Source organism: Tatumella saanichensis, assembly GCF_000439375.1.
Lineage (GTDB): Bacteria > Pseudomonadota > Gammaproteobacteria > Enterobacterales > Enterobacteriaceae > Tatumella > Tatumella saanichensis.
This window is the reverse complement of record NZ_ATMI01000026.1, coordinates 1-18,167: the sequence shown is the minus strand read 5'-3', so window position 1 is coordinate 18,167 and position 18,167 is coordinate 1. Positions and strand designations below refer to the sequence as shown.

Genomic DNA, 18,167 nt, shown 5'->3' with positions numbered 1-18,167 from the left:
CACCCAAAATAAGAAAAACCGCCGGTCAGACTGACGCGAACGCTCATCAGCCTGACCGGCGGTTTCAAGACTTCGTTATACTCAGTCAGCTTTTGGTGCAGACGCATTGCCTCGGTGACCTGGTTTTTCTGTCAGGTGGCGTTCAAAATCTGCGTTGTACTGTTTTTTCTGCTCAGCAGTCAGTACATTATACAGCTTATTATCGGTTTCCATCCGCTGCAGCATCCGGTCTTTAGCCCCTGCCGTCATCTCAGCTGCCAGCGCTTCCGCTTTGTTGCGGTCAAAATTATCAGTGGCGACAATATCGTGCGCAGCGCGACGCTGTTCCACCGATGGACGCTTCATCTGTTTATGGCTCTGTTGCATGATCTCCCTCACCTGTTGCTTCTGAGCATCAGACAGCTTGATGCCGTGGAAAAAATCAGGGCCGTGTGGCGGCATTGGGCGATGTTGTGGTGCCGGTGGCGGTGTCAGATTATCACTGGCCGCATGAACCACGCTGGTTGCCCCCAGCGCCAGAGATGTCGCCAGAATCAGTGAAGTCAGTTTACGCATAGTTGTTATCCTTTCAGTGTGAAGTCTCTGACGGTGCCCGCTGACACTGTCATCTGTGGAATTGAGTCTACGCGGACAAACGTCAATTACTCAGAAACTGCGTAAATCACTGAAAATACAAATGCTGAAAAAAACGCCATCGTGAAGAAACTATGGGGGCGGTGACAGGGTTTTGCTAAGAAAACGTTAAAAACCGCCGTTGTCCCCTGAACGATAAAACCTCAGCTATCCTCTTCCACTAGCATAAGTCCGGCGCGTAAACCGACCGCGACCCGAGGATTAGGAAAAAGCACCCGCTCCGGCCGGCCTGCTAACACCCAATATTGGTGTGCGCCATCTTCAGCTAACAGTGCCCCGACGTTAAATTCGGTGAAATTAACCGTGTCCTCGGACATATGCAGGATAAAGTCTTCACTGTGACGGGTGATCTGCTGAGCCACCCGAAATCGCCTTGCGGGGGATGACGGTGTCTCCAACAAGTTATGTTTTCCCGAGATAATGGCCCGTAGCGCCTGCACTGCCAGTGCAAAATCTTGCAGCCGGTTACTGCCGAAGGGTCGAGCTTTACCCAACTCTAGGGTACAACTCTCCATCTGCAGGCTATTGCAGGTAAAATGGCTAAAGGTGCCGCTGGGTGTGCGATGGAATACCAATGCCTGTAAACCAGCCGTTTCCAACCAATCTAGAAAGTCGGGATTATCGCGACGATCACTGGCCGGTAACATACCAAATTGAGTATAGATAGAGCCGCGGATCGCCGTATGCAAATCCAGATGCCAACCGCAATGTTCACCGAGCCGCGCCTGGAAATCTCGGCAGACGGCTTCCAGTTGTTTGACCCGTGCGGTTTCGTAACACTCCGCTACCTGCCCGCCACTGGCGGAAAAAAGACGGTTGAGATCATAGCCCGTAAAACGGCTACCCGCCTGCAATGCGGGCAAGTTACCGAAGATCAGCAGTAATGGCCGGCTGAGCCGTAGGCTGCCACTGAACAGGTTATCGAGCAGTTCATTCAGAATTTCCACCGGTGCGGTTTCATTGCCGTGGATACCAGCAGAGATAATCAGCCCTTGGGATGATTCCGCATCTCGGGGGATCAGTTCTAACCCACCGGGACAGACCTCACGCCAAAAAAACTGCGGCGTTTCCCCAGCAGTTTTTGTCAGTGGCTGGTCAGATAACAGCGATTGGAGATAATTTTTCATCGAAGCCCCCACGGTTTAGAGCTGCTGGAAATCATAGATACTGCCAAGGCCAAGGATCCTAGTCAGCTCATCAAGGGCTTGATAGTTATCCGCCAACAGTTGTGGATCAGCCAGATCCTCTGCGTGCAGCGAATCCCGGTAGAAGCGGTCGGCCCACTGATTCAAGGTGGTGAACAGCTGATCATTGAGCATTACACCCGGGGCAACCGCCCGCTGTTCTTCAGGGGTCATTGCCACCCGTAAACGCAGACAAGCGGGTCCGCCGCCGTTACGCATACTTTCTCGAAGATCATACACCTGTAGGTCTGCAATCGGGTTATCGGCGGCCAGTAATTGTTGCAGATACAGCCAAACCCCGTCATGTTCACGGGCTTCCTGTGGCAGGACCAGCACCATGTTACCGTCAGCGCGGCTAAGTAATTGACTGTTAAAAAGATAGGTATTGACCGCGTCGGCAACACTGACCTGCTGCGCTGGCACCACCAGCGGTGTGAAACCAGGTATTGCTCGGCGTAAACGCGCAAATAATCCGTCTTGATCAACAAACGCCTGCTGATGACAAAACAGGACTTCGCGGTGACTGACGGCAATCACATCGTTATGGAATACCCCTTGGTCGATAACCTCAGGGGTTTGCTGTACATAGAAAGTCCGTGTCGGGTCGAGCTGATGTAGACGAGCCACTGCTTGGCTAGCTTGCAACGTCTGACGGGCTGGATAACGCTGTGGGCCTACCGCCGGATACCTTTCATCACGGCCATAGACGAAGAGTTCACTTGCGTTGGAGCCATCTACAGAGGTTAAACAGTTATGGTTGGCCGCCCCTTCATCGCCGAAGTAACTGCTCTGCGGCAGTGCTTGATGGACCTGAAAATGGTGTTCATCGGCAAACATCGCCTTAAACACCCGCTCTGTCTGCGGAGCTTCGCGCATACGGTGTAACTTATTATTCAGATTGGCCACGGTAAAGTGGACCCGACGATCGGCGGTATCCGCTGACGGAGAAACGGTGGCGGCATTTGCCACCCACATCGATGAGGCAGATGAGGCGGCCGACAACAACGCCGGATCGTGACGCAATGCGGCAGAGAGCACTTGCTGATCGCTGCCACTAAAACCGGCCTGACGTAACAGCGCAATATCCGGACGGGCCAGCGGCGGGATCACACCTTGCACAAAACCTTGGTCGGCCAACGCTTTCATCTTAGCCAGCCCCTGTTTCACCGCTTTTAAAGGATTAGAGGGCTGATGCTGGTGTCGAGCGGACGCCTCGTTACCGTAGGACAGGCCGGCATAATGGTGAGTCGGCCCTACTAGTCCGTCAAAATTGGCTTCCGTGGTCTGATTTGTGTATGTCATTAACCGGCTCCTGTTGATGAAAAATCCAGCCCAGGAGACAGCTGCTCCGGCAAGCTTAGATGTGGCGATTCCAGCGACGCCATAGGCCAGGCACAGAAATCAGCCGTGTAGAAGGCACCAGGACGGTGGTTTCCGGAGGCACCGACCCCGCCAAAGGGGGCATTACTGGCAGCACCGGTCAGCGGTTTATTCCAATTGACGATACCGGCACGGGCACGGTTAACCAGTTCCCGGAATTTTTCCTCATCGGGGGTGATCAATCCGCAAGCTAGACCAAAACGGGTCTGATTAGCTAAACGGATGGCATCCTGATAATGGTCATAACGAATAACGGTGAGCAGTGGCCCGAATACCTCTTCATCTTGCAGCCCCTGTACTTCAGTAACATCGATAATTCCAGGCCAGAGCAGTGCTGTCGAGGGGTCTGGATAACGCATCTCGACGATCACGTTACCCTGCTGCTGTTTTAGCTGCTGCCAATGTTGCCAAATGCGCTGCGCAGCCGCTGCAGAGATAACACTGCCCATAAACGGAGGCGGGGTACTGTCCCAAGCACCGGGGGTTATCTTGGCGGTAACGTCAGCAAGACGGGCCAAGAAACGATCCCCCTGCTCACCGCGTTTAACCAGTAGACGGCGGGCACAGGTACAGCGCTGTCCGGCACTGATAAACGCTGACTGAATAGCAATATTCACCGCCGCATCGATATCCGGCATATCCTCGGCAATCAGCGCGTTATTACCGCCCATTTCCAGCGCTAAAATCACCTCTGGTCGGCCAGCCAATTGCCGGTGGATCTGATAACCCGTCGCGGCACTGCCAGTGAACAATACCCCGGCCAGTTGTGGCTGATCGACCAACGTCTGTCCCGTCTGTTTGGCTCCCTGAACCAGATTAATTACTCCAGCTGGCAGACCAGCCTGTTGCCACAGACGAACGGTATATTCCGCCGTTGCGGGCGTCATTTCGCTGGGTTTAAACACCACCGTGTTACCTGCTAATAACGCCGGAACAATTTGTCCATTTGGCAAATGTCCGGGAAAGTTATAGGGGCCGAACACAGCCATCACGCCGTGGGGACGATGACGCAGACTACTGCCCTCCGCGTGGTGTTCACCGGTACGCTGCTGCCAAGATTGCTGAGATATGGCGATTTTATTGATCATCGCCGTTACTTCTGTCAGTGATTCCCACAGCGGTTTACCGGTTTCACGGCTAATCAATGTCGCCAGTGCCTGACGGTACTCGGTCAATTGCTCGCCGAAAGCGGTGATCACTGCCAGTCTAGCATCATGGCTAAGGGCAGCCCAACCATCAAAAGCCTCAGCGGCAGCCTGACAAGCGTCCGCAACATCAGCACTGTCTGCCGCGGGGCGTTGCCAGATAAGGTTAGCCGTCAGCGGATCGGTTTTGCTGAGAATGTCGCCGCGTCCTACTCTCCATTGTCCATTAATCAGTAAACTCATCGATGATTATCCTTAGGGCTAAGAGTGACCACACGCACCGGGTCACCGCTGTGAATGTGTAGGCTATCGAGCTGTTGCTGTGTCAATATGACTTCCGGTTGCTGCGGATCAAGGCGGGCCAGCAATACCCGAAAATTATGATAATCGCAGGTAGAGACTAGGCACAGCGGTGCATCGCTGACGGGGTTACCCGCTCGGGCAAGGACTTGCCGGCTGCGGCGGATGGCTCGGATCTCGTCGAGATCACACTCCAAAGTCGGGCCACCATCAAAAATATCCACATAATTTCGGTAACGGAAGCCCTCACTTTCCAGCATCGCCCTGGCCGGTGCGGTAGCAGGATGAACCTGACCGATCACCTGCTGTGCCTGTGGCGTAAGATAGTGAATATACAGGGGATGCTTAGGCATCAATTCAGCGATAAAGGCTTTGTGGCCGGTACCACTCAGATAATCAGCGCGGGTGAAATCCATTGAGAAAAAATGATGCCCCACACTGTTCCAAAAAGGTGACTCACCCTCACAGGTACTCACCCCACGCATTTCCGCCACCACCCGCTCGGAAAAATGTTCTGGGAACTGGGCCAAAAAGAGAAAACGTGATTTAGACAGCAACTGACCGTTTTTATTCTGGCGATAGTCCGGGTCCAGAAACAGCGAGCAAAGTTCGGTGGCCCCAGTATGGTCATTGCTCAGAGACAACGTAGCAAGATGGTTATAGACATCGAGTTGCCGCGAGGCATAGACCTGCGAACCGACTCGGTAATTATACCAAGGTTCTTCTAGCCCAACGGCGGCATCAATCCCACAGATACCAACAATTTTGCCGCTTTCAGGCAACTCCAGTACAAACACATAACCTTGCTGTGATAACGGATGATCGCCACGCCAAGTCGCCAGCGAGCGCTCAATACGTGCTGACAGTGTCTGTTCATCCGCGGGTAGCGATGTCAGGCCGCCACCGGTTTTTTCTGCCAGTTGCAGCAATGCTGGTAGATCCTTAGGGGTGACAGGACGAACGATGCCCATCAGCTTACCCTCCGTGAGCAAGGCAAGTGGCCCCTGCTGGCCGTGTGAACGGGCTGATTCAGGTAGGCAATGCGGCCATTTTTGGCAGTCGCTGCAGTCATATAAACCTCAGTGGTTAACATTAGCATTATTAGAATTATATTCAGGGGAGACCGATGTTGACTGAGAGTGCAGTTAACGTGCCACTTAGCAAATAAAAGTGCATAAAAAAATACACATCAAAATAAATCAATGACTTAAATAAAACACTTATGCAATTTTAGTGAATAAAAACTGCATATTTATGATGGAGAGTCAGGCTACGCAGACCAGGGGCAGCGGGATTATGCAAAAATTAAAAAATATTCTTTCACAGGGCTAATAGGCAAGCGTTACTGTTGAAGGAGTTGAAGCTGCGCACATTATAAGTGCATAAAAGCAACAAAGCCCCGTGATGGGGCGCTATAAAAGTGCAGTAGAATTAAGGGGCCATCAGGTCGTATTGCTGGCTGTCGCCCGGATCATCAGGCATTAGCGGCGGAGTCAATTTCAGTGTGATGGTATTAGAGGTGACAGTATCACTGGCTGTCACCACGGTGACGGCCAGATGATACTCATTGCTGTCACCGCTCTCATTACTCCAAGCAGGCATAATAATGCTCCAGCCCTGTAAATCGGTCGGGTTAGCCGGTGGGGTCAGGCTCAGGGCGCGGGTATCACCCTGCCAGTGAATTTCACGGATATTTTTATCAGAGCTGACCTGCAGTTTTAGCATTAGACTTTCACCGGCGGAGAGCTGCCAGGGAGGGGTTGCTAGGAAAACACTCAAGTGGCTACGGTGACGGTAACTGAGCACCGGGTTGTTATTGCGGGTCGCCGTATCAAAACGGCTACCACGCAACGAGTGTGCGTCGGCAACATTGTCCGGCGAGAGCTGAGCGCGCAGCGATTCACCAAAGCGATAATTAAACTTCAAGCCGAACAGATCTTGGCTTTCACCACCGGTACCGCTTTTATGGCTAGCAGAAAAGGTGACCAAGGGTATCGGAGTATAGGTCACGCCAAGGGTAAGTGCCGAAGGGTTCCGATAGGTACTGCCGCTATCAAAGGCGTCAATATTTTCTCCCAGATACTGTTGCCAACTGACCGACACGCCGAGTTGCCGGTAAAAAGGCAGATAGCCTTGGCTGGTGATATCGTAACCACGAGCCATTCTCTCCATCTGCGTAACGCTGTCCTGCTGCCAACCGGAAACCGGCAGATAGTAGTTAGCCGATAAGCGCAGGAAATTTCCCCAAAGTTCTGATCCTATTGAGGCGCGGTCCAGATGGCGGTTGAATAGATGGTCAAGAAAAGCGTTATAGCCAAACATCCAGTTACCCTGATCCCAACGCTGCCCAACCCCCAAAGAACCTGTAGTTCCCGGCATACTGGCACTCAGTACCATTTCACTGTAGGTCAGATAACGGTTGTTTTCAGAGAGCGGACTGAGCAGTGAGGCAGAAGTACCGTCAAAATTGCCGTCGAGGTCAACATCCAGGTTTACACTGGCATGGCCATAAGGAGACAGCAGGTTCTGACTCTCCTGATTAAGGCGTTTATTCAGTTGATCGCGAAAATGATCAAACGCCCACAAGCCGGCGCTGTGGCCAATACTGGTGTCACTGCTGTTATCGTTATCGCTGGCAATAGACTTAGCCATCTCAGCCAATTGGCGAGCGTAGTCGCTATCGCTAGCGGTGGTCGTACCACCGAGATCGGGAAGCTGTGCTGCCTGGCGCGAGAAGCGGGCTGCATCGGCATCAAAACTGTCATCCGTATCAGTCAGTGAAGGGTTACTACTATCTGCACTGGCACCAAACACTGACATTAGCATTGGCAACAGCAGAGATAAAAGACGAGGCCGGTTAAAAAACATAAATAGTCGCAGTGTCCGCTCGGGAAGTTGGGTTCACGCGCCGGAGGCAGCAGAGTCATACTGCCCACAAGTATATCACAGCTAATCCCCCCACCCCGCCCTGCGGCGTTTTATTGCCCTTTAACGAGCAATTTTCAGATTATTAGTCTATATGTGGGACGGACTGCTGACTGTGGCGACGGACTTCTTCTGCCAGATGGATCAACTTTTCATCGTGCTCACCGAGACTGGCCATACTTTCCACCAGCGAATAGAGATAACCGGCGTTGGTGCCCAGTGGCCCTTGGGCTCGGGCAATTAGCGGTGCGACCACTTTCGTCGATTCATCCGTTTCGAACAACGGATGACAGGTATTAATGGTAAACACCAGTGCGGTGATCTGTTCACCCGTGTCCAGACTAACCTGCTGCCAGCGGGGACAATAGCAGCCGGTGATCATTTCGCGTTTCCACAACAATTCCAGTTCTTCGGCACGGCGTTCTTCACTGATTCTGAACACCAGTCCACGGGTACGTCCACCAGCTTTTAAGGCCAGCATACGGCCCGGTGTGCAAGCAGTCCCTCGCCCAGCGATCAGCCGGATGCAAAAGCCACGTTGCCAGCCTTCCAGCACTGCTGGCCGGACTTCGTTGTAATCCAGCACTGGGTTCCACATCAAGGAACCGTAACCAAACACCCATACCGGCGTTCCCGGCTGCGGCTGTTGTGCCATAAATTCTGCCAGTGAGCGTTGTCGCTGCTCTGTACTCAACAATAATTGCTGATCAATAGTACCAAACGAAGATTGGCAATCTGCATTCACTAAAAAATCTCGGGTCAGCACTTGCCCTCCGCTTTGAATATCCGTGGTTTTATGATGCCTTTTGCTATGATTACAGGAAATGTAAAGTTATGTGAAGGGGTATAGGCTAAATCCTGATATATTATTTAGCATCTGTTGACAGTTAAACCCAAGACTATCGGCTGCTACGTTGAGTGAAGAGAACATAACGTAATAAATAGGCGCCTCGATGAAAAAATCTGATGTATGACTGAATTAGTCAGACTTTTTTAGCTGAAAAAAAGAGTTATGGGTAATTTAACACAATCCATTTTATAAAATTTTTTACTATTATCATAGTATTAGATATAAATGCGTAATAAATAGCACTGCAGATAGCTAAACGTAAATACCGGTAAATAACTATTACCTTTAACCTGGCTAATGATAAAGTTATCTGCATGAAAAGTTGTCACACAGTCCAGACTGTCAGGAAGTCACTGGCTGAGGGCTGTTAATCTGTCAGCCTGTGAGGAGGTGCCATGCCCGTCCATGAGAAAACCCGTCATACCGAATATTCCCTGATTATCCCCATAGCTGCTCTGATCGTACAGTATTTTTTTAGCCACCAAACCTCTTTGCCACTGGTGATGGCCATCAACTTACTGACGCTGGTAGCGATCCTCAGCAGCGCGTTCAGCGTCGTCCGCCATGCAGATGTGCTGGCACACCGTCTGGGGGAACCCTTTGGCTCGCTGATCCTCACCTTGTCGGTAGTGATCCTTGAAGTCAGCCTAATTTCAGCACTGATGGCCACCGGTAGCGCCACCCCAGGGTTGATGCGCGACACCCTCTATTCGATCATTATGATTGTTACCGGCGGGCTGGTAGGTTTTGCCCTGCTATTAGGGGGGCGTAAATTTGCCACCCAATATGTCAACTTGGTGGGGGTAAAACAGTATCTGATTGCCATTTTCCCGTTGGCAATTCTGGTGTTGGTATTCCCCAATTTCTTGCCCGGTGGCAATTTCAGCACACTACAGTCACTGCTGATTGCGGTAGTCTCCGCCGCCATGTACGGCGTTTTTTTACTGATCCAGACGCGGACTCACCAAAACCTGTTTGTGTATGAACATGAAGATAACGGGGATGATGGTGACCCCCACCACGGTAAGCCTTCGGCACATAGCAGTGGTTGGCACGCCCTGTGGTTGATTGTCCATCTGGTGGCTGTCGTGAGTGTCACTAAAATGAACGCCCCGGTGCTTGAGCAGTTACTGGGGGAACTTCATGCACCACAACAATTTACCGGTTTTCTGATTGCTCTGTTGATCCTCTCCCCAGAAGGTCTGGGAGCCATCAAAGCCGTGCTGGCCAATCAGGTACAGCGGGCGATGAACCTGTTTTTCGGGTCGGTACTAGCGACCATTTCACTGACTGTTCCGGCAGTTACCCTGATTTCGGTATTGACCGGCCAACCGCTCATTTTCGGCTTAGAGCCACCGCAGATGGTGATGATGGGTGCAGTGTTATTATTAAGCCAAATATCCTTCTCCACTGGGCGTACCAATGTACTCAACGGCGCGGCGCACTTGGCATTATTTGTCGGCTATTTAGTGACAGTAATGCTGTAAGCGGCATAGAATATCTATAAAAAACGCCCGCTGATTAGCGGGCGTTTTATTTCTCGCGACCAAGCAGTGATCAGTTACTGGTATCCAGTGCTGGGAAAGATTTCACTAAATCATCGATGGCTTTCATCTGTACTAGGAAAGGTTCCAATTTATCCAGTGGCAGGGCTGATGGGCCGTCACATTTGGCATTGGCAGGATCTGGGTGAGCCTCAATAAACAGTCCGGCAATGCCGACTGCCATGCCGGCACGGGCTAATTCCGCCACCTGGGCACGACGACCACCGGAAGCGGCACCAAATGGGTCACGGGTTTGCAGGGCATGGGTAACGTCGAAAATCACTGGCGCGTTGTTGGAGACTTTTTTCATCACGTTAAAGCCCAACATGTCGACCACTAAGTTGTCATAGCCAAAGTTGCTGCCACGGTCACAGAGGATGACTTTGTCATTTCCGCCTTCTGCAAATTTGTCGACGATATTTCCCATTTGGCCTGGGCTGACAAACTGAGGTTTTTTCACGTTGATGACAGCACCGGTTTTAGCCATAGCTTCCACCAGATCGGTCTGACGAGCAAGAAAGGCCGGTAACTGGATGACGTCAACCACATCCGCGACCGGTTGTGCCTGGGATGCTTCGTGGACATCTGTGATGATTTTCACGCCGAAGGTGCTTTTCAGTTCCGCGAAAATTTTCAGCCCTTCTTCCAGCCCCGGTCCACGATAGGAGTGGATAGAAGAACGGTTAGCTTTGTCGAAAGAGGCTTTAAAGACATAAGGGATGCCCAGCTTTTCGGTTACTGCGACGTAATGTTCGCAGATACGCATCGCCAGATCCCGTGACTCCAACACGTTCATCCCACCAAACAGGACGAAAGGCAGGTCGTTTGCTACCTTGATGTCACCAATCGCGACTACTTTCTCTGTCATACCGTTGTTCCTTAAGTTTCTAATACGCTGCTCAGTGCAGCGTGACATGTTTGCTACCGATTGCGTGGATCTGCACTTTAATCATTTCACTGACCGGGTCTTCAGGGCACTGTTCGATAAAGTAGGTTAAATCATTTAAGGCAATGTGTTCACATTCAAGTTGCGCATAAATCAGACCGCGGTCACGAATTTCATAGGGATCTTCAGGGTCCATGGTCAGCAACACTTCACTGACCTGTAGAGCTAATTCTGGTTGCTGCTCTTCCATCAATGAGGATTTTAGGGTTTCCAACATCTTACGTACCACGGTGCCCACCTCGGCCTCATCAAGGTCTTCATCAAACAGCGTCGAAGTCGGTCCGAGAGTCCCTTTCACCCACACATCGAGGGTATGTTCATCCAGGGTGTCTCCGTTAAATGGATTGATTAACCACATTTCCTCTTCAACCCAGTCGGCACGGATAATTAATTGGGTTGGGAAGATCACCGGTAACAGTGGCAACGATAACTCGCCTGCGATAAACATCAGTACCGCGCCGAGTGAGACAGCAGTCCCCTGCCGAGTTTGTAACAGAGTATCCAGCCATAAGGCATCAGATAAACGGTAAATCCCTTCCGCGCCCCGGAATCCCCACTGCTGGTAAAACAGGTCCAGCAGTTGTTCCAGTTGCTGTTCCTGATCCAGTTCTGCAGAGACATGGCGACGGGCTTCAGCGACCAACTCCGCCAGCTGCTGGCGGACTCGCTCAATGGGAAAATCGGGACGTACTTGGCTCATGACGGCGATCATCGCCTCGCACAGCGAGCTTTCGCTGACTTCGCAGTGTTCAACAGCGTCCATGATCACCCCAGCACCGTTTTATTGGTGGCCAGAAAAATAATGATCAGCAGCATAATCACCGCACCGCCAAACGCAAAACCGCGGGTCCTCAGACTGAAAGGTCGCCGGCCAAAAGCGACAAATCCAAGCCCGATATATAACACCACCGCAAACAGCTTTTCGGTTAGCCAGCCGTTGCCGGCGGTAAAGGGATACTGCTGGCTGATAAACACCAGTGAAATGCCGCTTAACAGTAAAAAGGTATCGACGATGTGTGGCACAATTCTTACCCACAGTCGGTCTGACATCGCAGAACCTTCCATTTTCCAGTAAAAACGCACCATAAAAAGCAGCACTGAGAACATCACTGTCATCATATGCAGGGCTTTAACTATCGGAAATAATGTGGTCATATCCGCTCTTAATTATCGCTATTGAGGCAGCCATAGGTGACGCGCGGGTTGCCGCCATAGTCAGCCCGAGTGGCTACCTGTGAATATCCAGCCGCAGACAGTAGTCCGCGTACCGCTTGGTCCTGCTGCCAGCCATGTTCCAGCAGCAGCCAGCCGCCCGGCACCAGCCAGTCGCGGCTCTGTTGTATGATCGCCCGCAGATCGGCTAATCCGCCTTCCTCAGCCACCAGCGCACTCAGCGGCTCAAAGCGGACGTCTCCTTGGGACAGATGCTGATCGTCGGCATCGATGTAGGGAGGATTGCTGACAATCAGATCAAAACGCCCAGCTGGAAGCTGCTCAAACCAGTGACTTTCGATAAACCGGCAGTGGTCAAAACCTAACTGACGCGCATTGTCCGTGGCAAGTGCCACCGCCTGTGGGATACGATCTACCCCAGTGATCTGACAATCAGGGCGTTCACTGGCTATCGCCAAGGCAATCGCCCCACTGCCGGTGCCAAGGTCTAACACCGTCGTAGGCCGTTCTGGCAGACAATCCAGTGCCACTTCTACCAGCACTTCGGTATCGGGACGGGGGATCAGGGTATGGGCATTAACCTTAAGAGGCAACGACCAAAACTCCCTTTCTCCCAATAGGTGTGCCACCGGCTCTCCCAGACGACGCCGCTCCCGCAGGCCAGACAACTCAGCCAGCTGTTCTGCAGTCAGTATCCTGTCATCGAAGGCAATGATCCAACTGCGCGGCTTGCCGAGCACAAAACCCAGTAAGATCTCGGCATCCCGTTTCGGGCTCTCGCTGTCCGCAAGCAGTGTTCGGCTCTCGGACAGCCAGTCACGGATCAGCATTACTCCTGGCCTGCCAGTGCCGCCAGCTGATCGGCCTGGTGTTCCTGAACGATAGGCTCAATCAGGCTATCCAATTTACCTTCCATGGTTTCATCCAGACGATAAATCGTCAGGTTAATACGGTGATCCGTCACCCTACCCTGTGGAAAGTTATAGGTGCGGATACGGTCTGAACGGTCGCCGCTCCCCAGCAGGTTGCGACGTGCCGAGGCTTCGGCCTCATGACGCTTAGCCATTTCCGCCGCATGAATACGGGCACCCAGCACCGACATGGCTTTGGCTTTGTTTTTATGCTGAGAACGTTCATCCTGACATTCCACCACGATACCGGTCGGTAAGTGGGTAATACGGATCGCCGAATCAGTGGTGTTAACGTGCTGACCACCGGCCCCGGAGGATCGGAAGGTATCAATTTTAAGATCTGAAGGATTAATGTCCGGCAGTTCTGCCTCCGGAATTTCCGGCATAATCGCGACGGTACAGGCTGAGGTATGGATGCGCCCCTGAGACTCGGTTTCCGGCACACGCTGTACACGATGTCCGCCGGACTCAAACTTCATCCGTCCATAGACGCCGTCACCGACAATTTTGGCAATTACTTCTTTATAACCGCCATGCTCGCCTTCGCTAGCACTGACAATCTCTACCCGCCAGCGGTTGGTTTCAGCATAACGGCTGTACATACGGAACAGATCACCGGCAAACAGCGCCGCTTCATCCCCGCCGGTACCGGCACGGACTTCGACGAAACACGGACGCTCATCATCGGGATCTTTTGGCAACAACAGGACTTGCAGTTCCTGCTCCAGGGTTTCACTCTGTGCTTTAGCTTGCTGTAGCTCTTCTGAAGCCATCTCCCGCATTTCCGGGTCATCAAGCATCAGGGTAGCGGTCTCAATATCGTCCTGTACCTGCTGCCATGCACGGAAGCATTTGGTGACGTCTGTCAGCTGTGCATACTCCCGTGACAGGGCACGAAAACGGTCCTGATCGGCGATAACGCCGGCATCACCCAGTAACGCTTCCACTTCTTCGTGACGTTCTTGGAGCGCTTCGAGTTTGGCAACAATTGATGTCTTCATGTATTAGAGGTTTTTCCGGTAACTAAATAGGGGCAAGCCCGGCATTATTCGATGCCGAGGCTGTCACGTAAAATCTGCAGGCGTTCACTGTCACCATCACGGGCAGCCTGCTGGAGGGATTTGGTCGGGGCATGGATTAAACGGTTGGTCAGTTTGTGCGCCAGATCCTGCAGCACTTTAGACGCATCCTGCCCCTGTTGCAGTGCTAGCAACGCCCGCGACTCTAACTCTTCACGGATCTGCTCGGCCTGAGAGCGGTAATCACGGATGGTGGTGACCGCCGCCTGCGAACGCAGCCAAGACATAAACTCATGGCTTTCATGGACCACGATGCTCTCGGCTTCCACCGCGGCCGCTTCACGCTGTGCCATGTTCTGCTGGATAATCGATTGCAGATCATCGACGGTGTACAGATACGCGTTAGCCAGTTTCCCGACTTCAGGCTCCACATCACGGGGAACGGCAATATCCACCAGCAACATCGGCTGATTACGACGCGCTTTCAAGGCACTTTCCACCATCCCTTTACCAATAATCGGCAATGGGCTGGCGGTGGAAGAGATAATAATATCCGCTTCCTGTAAACGACCGGTGATCTCACCGATCTCAATCACTTCCGCACCGACTTCATTGGCCAGTACCTGGGCACGCTCACGGGTACGGTTAGCAATGATCAGTTTCTGTACCTGATGCTCACGCAGATGGCGAGCCACCAGTTCGATGGTCTCCCCAGCACCGACCAACAACACATTAACCGTCGACAGGGATTCAAAAATCTGACGCGCCAGAGTACAGGCTGCAAACGCCACCGATACTGCACTGGCACCGATATCGGTTTCGGTGCGCACCCGTTTCGCAACAGAGAAGGTTTTCTGGAACATGCGCTCCAGTTCACTGCTTAACGCATGACCACGCTGGGATTCTGCAAAGGCTTTTTTTACCTGACCGAGGATCTGCGGCTCACCAAGTACCAAAGAGTCGAGTCCACTGGCCACCCGCATCAGGTGACTGACAGCCTCGTTATCTTCGTGCCAGTACAGGCTCTGACGCACATCCTGCTCATTTAACTGATGATAGTCGCACAGCCAGCGTACCAGCCGTTCCTGCGTATCCTCTTTCTCTTCCACACTCAAATAGAGCTCGGTGCGGTTGCAAGTTGAAAGCACCACACCACTCTGTACTTGTGGCTGTGAAAGCAGGCTGTCCAGCGCTTTATCCAGTGTGTCCGGCCCAAAAGAAACCCGTTCGCGTAGTGCGACAGGTGCCGTTTTGTGATTGATTCCGAGTGCGAGAAGCGTCATGGCAATTCTGATTGGGTTGTCCCAATAAGGTCAGGGTTATACCGCTATTCTACAAGATGCGGCAGATCATGAAAAGCCATACAAAAGCTAAGACTGTAATAAGATTAAACTTAAGACCTATAATATTCCCTGAATAGCATTGACGGTTAAATAGCTTGTCGGTAGCGTTTACCTGTTTGCCGACCCATTCCGTGTCTAAGGAGACGACAACGTGAATTTACTGAATAAACGCCTTGGGCTGCGTCTGCTGCCCGTGGCTAGCCTGTTACTGAGTGCCTGTGCCACCCTACCGCCACAGGGGCCAGGTAAAAATCCTGACTCCCCGCAATGGAAGCAGCATGTCAGCGAAGTCAGCCAGGTCAAAGCCTTCCAGACACGTGGCGCCTTTGCCTATATTTCTTCCCAGCAGCGGGTCTATGCGCGTTATAACTGGCAACAGAGCGCACCAGAAAGCTACCGTCTGATCCTCACCAACCCGCTCGGCAGCACCGAAATGCAGTTGGACACGCAGGGACAAACCGTGCATCTGGTGGACAATACCGGTAAACAGTATGCCAGCAATAACGCCAGCAAAATGATCTCCGAGTTGACCGGCATGCAAATTCCGCTGGAAAACCTGCGCCAATGGATGTTGGGCCTGCCGGGCACTGCCGACAGCTATACCCTCAATGATCATTACCAGTTACGCACTGCCACCTATCAGCAGAATGGCGAAACCTGGCATCTGGTGATTAATGATTACCAGAACGATGTCACACCGGCCCTGCCAGCAGACTTGGAGCTGACCGCGGGTAATCTCAGGATAAAACTGCGTATGGATAGCTGGACACTGAAATGATCACCACTTGGCCTTCTCCGGCAAAACTGAATCTGTTTTTATATATCACCGGTCAACGTCCTAATGGTTACCATGATCTCCAGACGCTGTTTCAGTTCTTAGATTATGGCGATACCTTGTCCATTGAGCTGACCGAGGATGGGCAGCTACAGATGGCTGAGTCACTGGATCAGGTCGCCGATGAGGATAACCTGATCCTGCGGGCAGCCTGTCTCCTGAAACAGCGGGCTGTGAGCGAAAAACGGCTGGCAGCCAATGCCGGGGCTCGTCTGTCAGTCAGTAAAAAGATCCCGATGGGCGGAGGCCTGGGGGGCGGTTCCTCTAATGCCGCCACCGCCATGGTAGCGCTTAATCATCTGTGGCAGTGCGGCTATTCCACTGAAACGTTAGCGGAAGACGGTCTGGCGCTGGGCGCAGATGTACCGGTATTTATCCGTGGTTTCGCCGCGTTTGCCGAAGGGGTGGGTGAGCAGTTACAACCGGCCTTCCCCGAGGAAAAATGGTATCTGGTGGCCCATCCCGGTGTCAGCATCCCGACCCCCCAAGTGTTTGGCGATCCTGAACTGACGCGAAACAGCGCGCATCGTACATTAAATCAACTTATGGATACTCCATGGCACAATGATTGTGAGTCGGTGGTAAGAAAACGTTTTCGTAAGGTTGATGAATTGCTGCTGTGGCTGCTAGAATACGCGCCATCGCGCCTGACCGGGACCGGTGCCTGTGTGTTTGCCGAGTTTGACACAGAGGATGCTGCCCGTCGGGTTCTTGAACTCGCTCCCGAATGGATATCGGCTTTTGTGGCCCGTGGACTGAATGTCTCGCCGCTGCAAAAATCCTTATCTGAGCGATCGGCGTGTGCGTGACAGTATCACCGGTTCCAGATACTGCGCGTATCGCATTTATACACCTGTGTGAACTGCTCTGTGACTCCGCACAGAGGGTTCTCTGGACGTAAAGCCTGAGGTTTTTCTCGTGCCCGATATGAAGCTTTTTGCTGGTAACGCCACCCCGGAACTAGCGCAACGCATAGCCAACCGCCTTTATACTAACCTCGGTGACGCCGCTGTCGGTCGTTTCAGTGATGGTGAAGTCAGTGTTCAGATTAACGAAAACGTGCGTGGCGGTGATATCTTTATCATCCAGTCTACCTGCGCACCGACCAATGATAATCTGATGGAACTGGTGGTCATGGTCGACGCTCTGCGTCGTGCCTCCGCTGGCCGTATTACTGCTGTTATCCCCTACTTTGGTTATGCCCGCCAGGATCGCCGCGTTCGTTCCGCCCGTGTGCCTATTACTGCAAAAGTGGTTGCAGACTTCCTGTCAAGCGTCGGCGTTGACCGTGTCCTCACCGTTGACCTGCATGCTGAACAGATCCAAGGTTTCTTTGATGTGCCTGTTGATAACGTGTTCGGTAGCCCGATCCTGCTAGAAGATATGCTGCAACTGAACCTGGAAAACCCAATTGTGGTCTCTCCAGATATCGGTGGTGTGGTGCGTGCTCGTGCAGTGGCTAAGTTGCTCAACGATGCAGATATGGCGATTATCGACAAACGTCGTCCGCGTGCCAACGTCTCTCAGGTGATGCATATTATCGGTGATGTTTCAGGCCGTGACTGCGTGCTGGTCGATGATATGATCGATACCGGTGGTACCCTGTGTAAAGCGGCGGAAGCCCTGAAAGAGCGTGGGGCCAAGCGCGTGTTTGCTTACGCGACTCACCCGATCTTCTCTGGTAATGCCTTGGAAAACCTGCGTAATTCTGTGATTGATGAAGTGGTCGTCTGTGACACCATTCCGTTATCGCCAGAAATCAAAGCTCTGCCGAATGTCCGTACCCTGACATTATCCGGTATGTTGGCTGAAGCTATCCGTCGTATCAGCAACGAAGAATCTATTTCAGCGATGTTTGAGCATTAATCACCGCTCACTGCTGTGACTAGTCCTGGTATAGATTGACAGCTTTCTGTCTGTAAAACGCCTGATGAACTTCATCGGGCGTTTTGTATTTTAAGGATTGATGTGGCCTCTCA

The 18,167-nt window shown here is 52.3% G+C and carries 17 protein-coding genes; 4 read left to right on the top strand and 13 right to left on the bottom strand.

Going from position 1 to position 18,167, the window contains the following annotated elements:
• Window positions 1-81: 81 nt before the first annotated feature.
• The 7 genes from spy to DW47_RS0108690 all read right to left on the bottom strand — a co-directional run bounded on the left by spy (window position 82) and on the right by DW47_RS0108690 (window position 8,333).
• Window positions 82-555, bottom strand: a complete 474-nt coding sequence (gene spy, locus DW47_RS0108720) for an ATP-independent periplasmic protein-refolding chaperone Spy (RefSeq protein WP_029686012.1) — start codon at window positions 553-555, stop codon at window positions 82-84.
• A gap of 221 nt (window positions 556-776) precedes the next feature.
• Window positions 777-1,760, bottom strand: a complete 984-nt coding sequence (astE, locus tag DW47_RS0108715) for a succinylglutamate desuccinylase (RefSeq protein ID WP_029686011.1) — start codon at window positions 1,758-1,760, stop codon at window positions 777-779.
• Window positions 1,761-1,775: 15 nt separating this feature from the next.
• A complete protein-coding gene (gene astB, locus DW47_RS0108710; RefSeq protein ID WP_029686010.1) occupies window positions 1,776-3,119 on the bottom strand; it encodes an N-succinylarginine dihydrolase in 1,344 nt (447 codons plus the stop codon).
• A complete protein-coding gene (gene astD / locus DW47_RS0108705) occupies window positions 3,119-4,585 on the bottom strand; it encodes a succinylglutamate-semialdehyde dehydrogenase (protein ID WP_029686009.1) in 1,467 nt (488 codons plus the stop codon). The genes astB and astD overlap by 1 nt, the downstream gene beginning before the upstream one ends.
• Window positions 4,582-5,613 carry an arginine N-succinyltransferase gene (gene astA, locus DW47_RS0108700; protein WP_029686008.1) on the bottom strand — a complete coding sequence of 344 codons (1,032 nt, stop codon included), beginning with the start codon at window positions 5,611-5,613 and terminating at the stop codon, window positions 4,582-4,584. Before astA ends, astD begins: the two co-directional genes overlap by 4 nt.
• 460 nt (window positions 5,614-6,073) lie before the next feature.
• The gene (locus DW47_RS0108695; RefSeq protein ID WP_029686007.1) at window positions 6,074-7,510 is read right to left on the bottom strand and encodes a YchO/YchP family invasin; all 1,437 of its coding nucleotides are present in this window, start codon (window positions 7,508-7,510) and stop codon (window positions 6,074-6,076) included.
• 142 nt (window positions 7,511-7,652) lie between these two features.
• Window positions 7,653-8,333, bottom strand: a complete 681-nt coding sequence (locus DW47_RS0108690) for a gamma-glutamylcyclotransferase (protein ID WP_029686006.1) — start codon at window positions 8,331-8,333, stop codon at window positions 7,653-7,655.
• 479 nt (window positions 8,334-8,812) lie between these two features.
• Here DW47_RS0108690 and chaA point away from each other — a divergent pair, with 479 nt between their 5' ends.
• Window positions 8,813-9,904, top strand: coding sequence for a sodium-potassium/proton antiporter ChaA (gene chaA / locus DW47_RS0108685; RefSeq protein WP_029686005.1), 1,092 nt, complete (start codon window positions 8,813-8,815; stop codon window positions 9,902-9,904).
• A 70-nt stretch (window positions 9,905-9,974) separates the two neighbouring features.
• Here chaA and kdsA read toward each other — a convergent pair whose 3' ends face one another.
• The 6 genes from kdsA to hemA are packed head-to-tail and all read right to left on the bottom strand — an operon-like array spanning window position 9,975 to window position 15,293.
• Window positions 9,975-10,829: a 3-deoxy-8-phosphooctulonate synthase gene (kdsA, locus tag DW47_RS0108680; RefSeq protein ID WP_029686004.1), complete on the bottom strand. Its 855-nt coding sequence runs from the start codon at window positions 10,827-10,829 to the stop codon at window positions 9,975-9,977.
• 31 nt (window positions 10,830-10,860) lie between these two features.
• Window positions 10,861-11,670 carry an invasion regulator SirB1 gene (gene sirB1 / locus DW47_RS0108675; protein WP_029686003.1) on the bottom strand — a complete coding sequence of 270 codons (810 nt, stop codon included), beginning with the start codon at window positions 11,668-11,670 and terminating at the stop codon, window positions 10,861-10,863.
• Window positions 11,671-11,672: 2 nt separating this feature from the next.
• The gene (locus tag DW47_RS0108670) at window positions 11,673-12,062 is read right to left on the bottom strand and encodes a SirB2 family protein (protein ID WP_029686002.1); all 390 of its coding nucleotides are present in this window, start codon (window positions 12,060-12,062) and stop codon (window positions 11,673-11,675) included.
• An 8-nt stretch (window positions 12,063-12,070) separates the two neighbouring features.
• Entirely contained in the window at window positions 12,071-12,910 is an 840-nt protein-coding gene (gene prmC, locus DW47_RS0108665; RefSeq protein WP_029686001.1) for a peptide chain release factor N(5)-glutamine methyltransferase, read from the bottom strand.
• On the bottom strand, window positions 12,910-13,992 hold the full coding sequence (prfA, locus tag DW47_RS0108660) for a peptide chain release factor 1 (RefSeq protein ID WP_029686000.1): 1,083 nt from the start codon (window positions 13,990-13,992) through the stop codon (window positions 12,910-12,912). The genes prmC and prfA overlap by 1 nt, the downstream gene beginning before the upstream one ends.
• Window positions 13,993-14,036: 44 nt before the next feature.
• On the bottom strand, window positions 14,037-15,293 hold the full coding sequence (gene hemA, locus DW47_RS0108655; RefSeq protein WP_029685999.1) for a glutamyl-tRNA reductase: 1,257 nt from the start codon (window positions 15,291-15,293) through the stop codon (window positions 14,037-14,039).
• A 211-nt stretch (window positions 15,294-15,504) separates the two neighbouring features.
• Between hemA and lolB the strand changes: the two genes are divergently transcribed.
• The 3 genes from lolB to prs all read left to right on the top strand — a co-directional run bounded on the left by lolB (window position 15,505) and on the right by prs (window position 18,054).
• Window positions 15,505-16,131 carry a lipoprotein insertase outer membrane protein LolB gene (gene lolB, locus DW47_RS0108650; protein ID WP_029685998.1) on the top strand — a complete coding sequence of 209 codons (627 nt, stop codon included), beginning with the start codon at window positions 15,505-15,507 and terminating at the stop codon, window positions 16,129-16,131.
• Window positions 16,128-16,997 carry a 4-(cytidine 5'-diphospho)-2-C-methyl-D-erythritol kinase gene (gene ispE, locus DW47_RS0108645; RefSeq protein WP_029685997.1) on the top strand — a complete coding sequence of 290 codons (870 nt, stop codon included), beginning with the start codon at window positions 16,128-16,130 and terminating at the stop codon, window positions 16,995-16,997. Before lolB ends, ispE begins: the two co-directional genes overlap by 4 nt.
• A 109-nt stretch (window positions 16,998-17,106) precedes the next feature.
• Entirely contained in the window at window positions 17,107-18,054 is a 948-nt protein-coding gene (prs, locus tag DW47_RS0108640) for a ribose-phosphate diphosphokinase (RefSeq protein ID WP_029685996.1), read from the top strand.
• The last annotated feature ends 113 nt before the right edge of the window (window positions 18,055-18,167 follow it).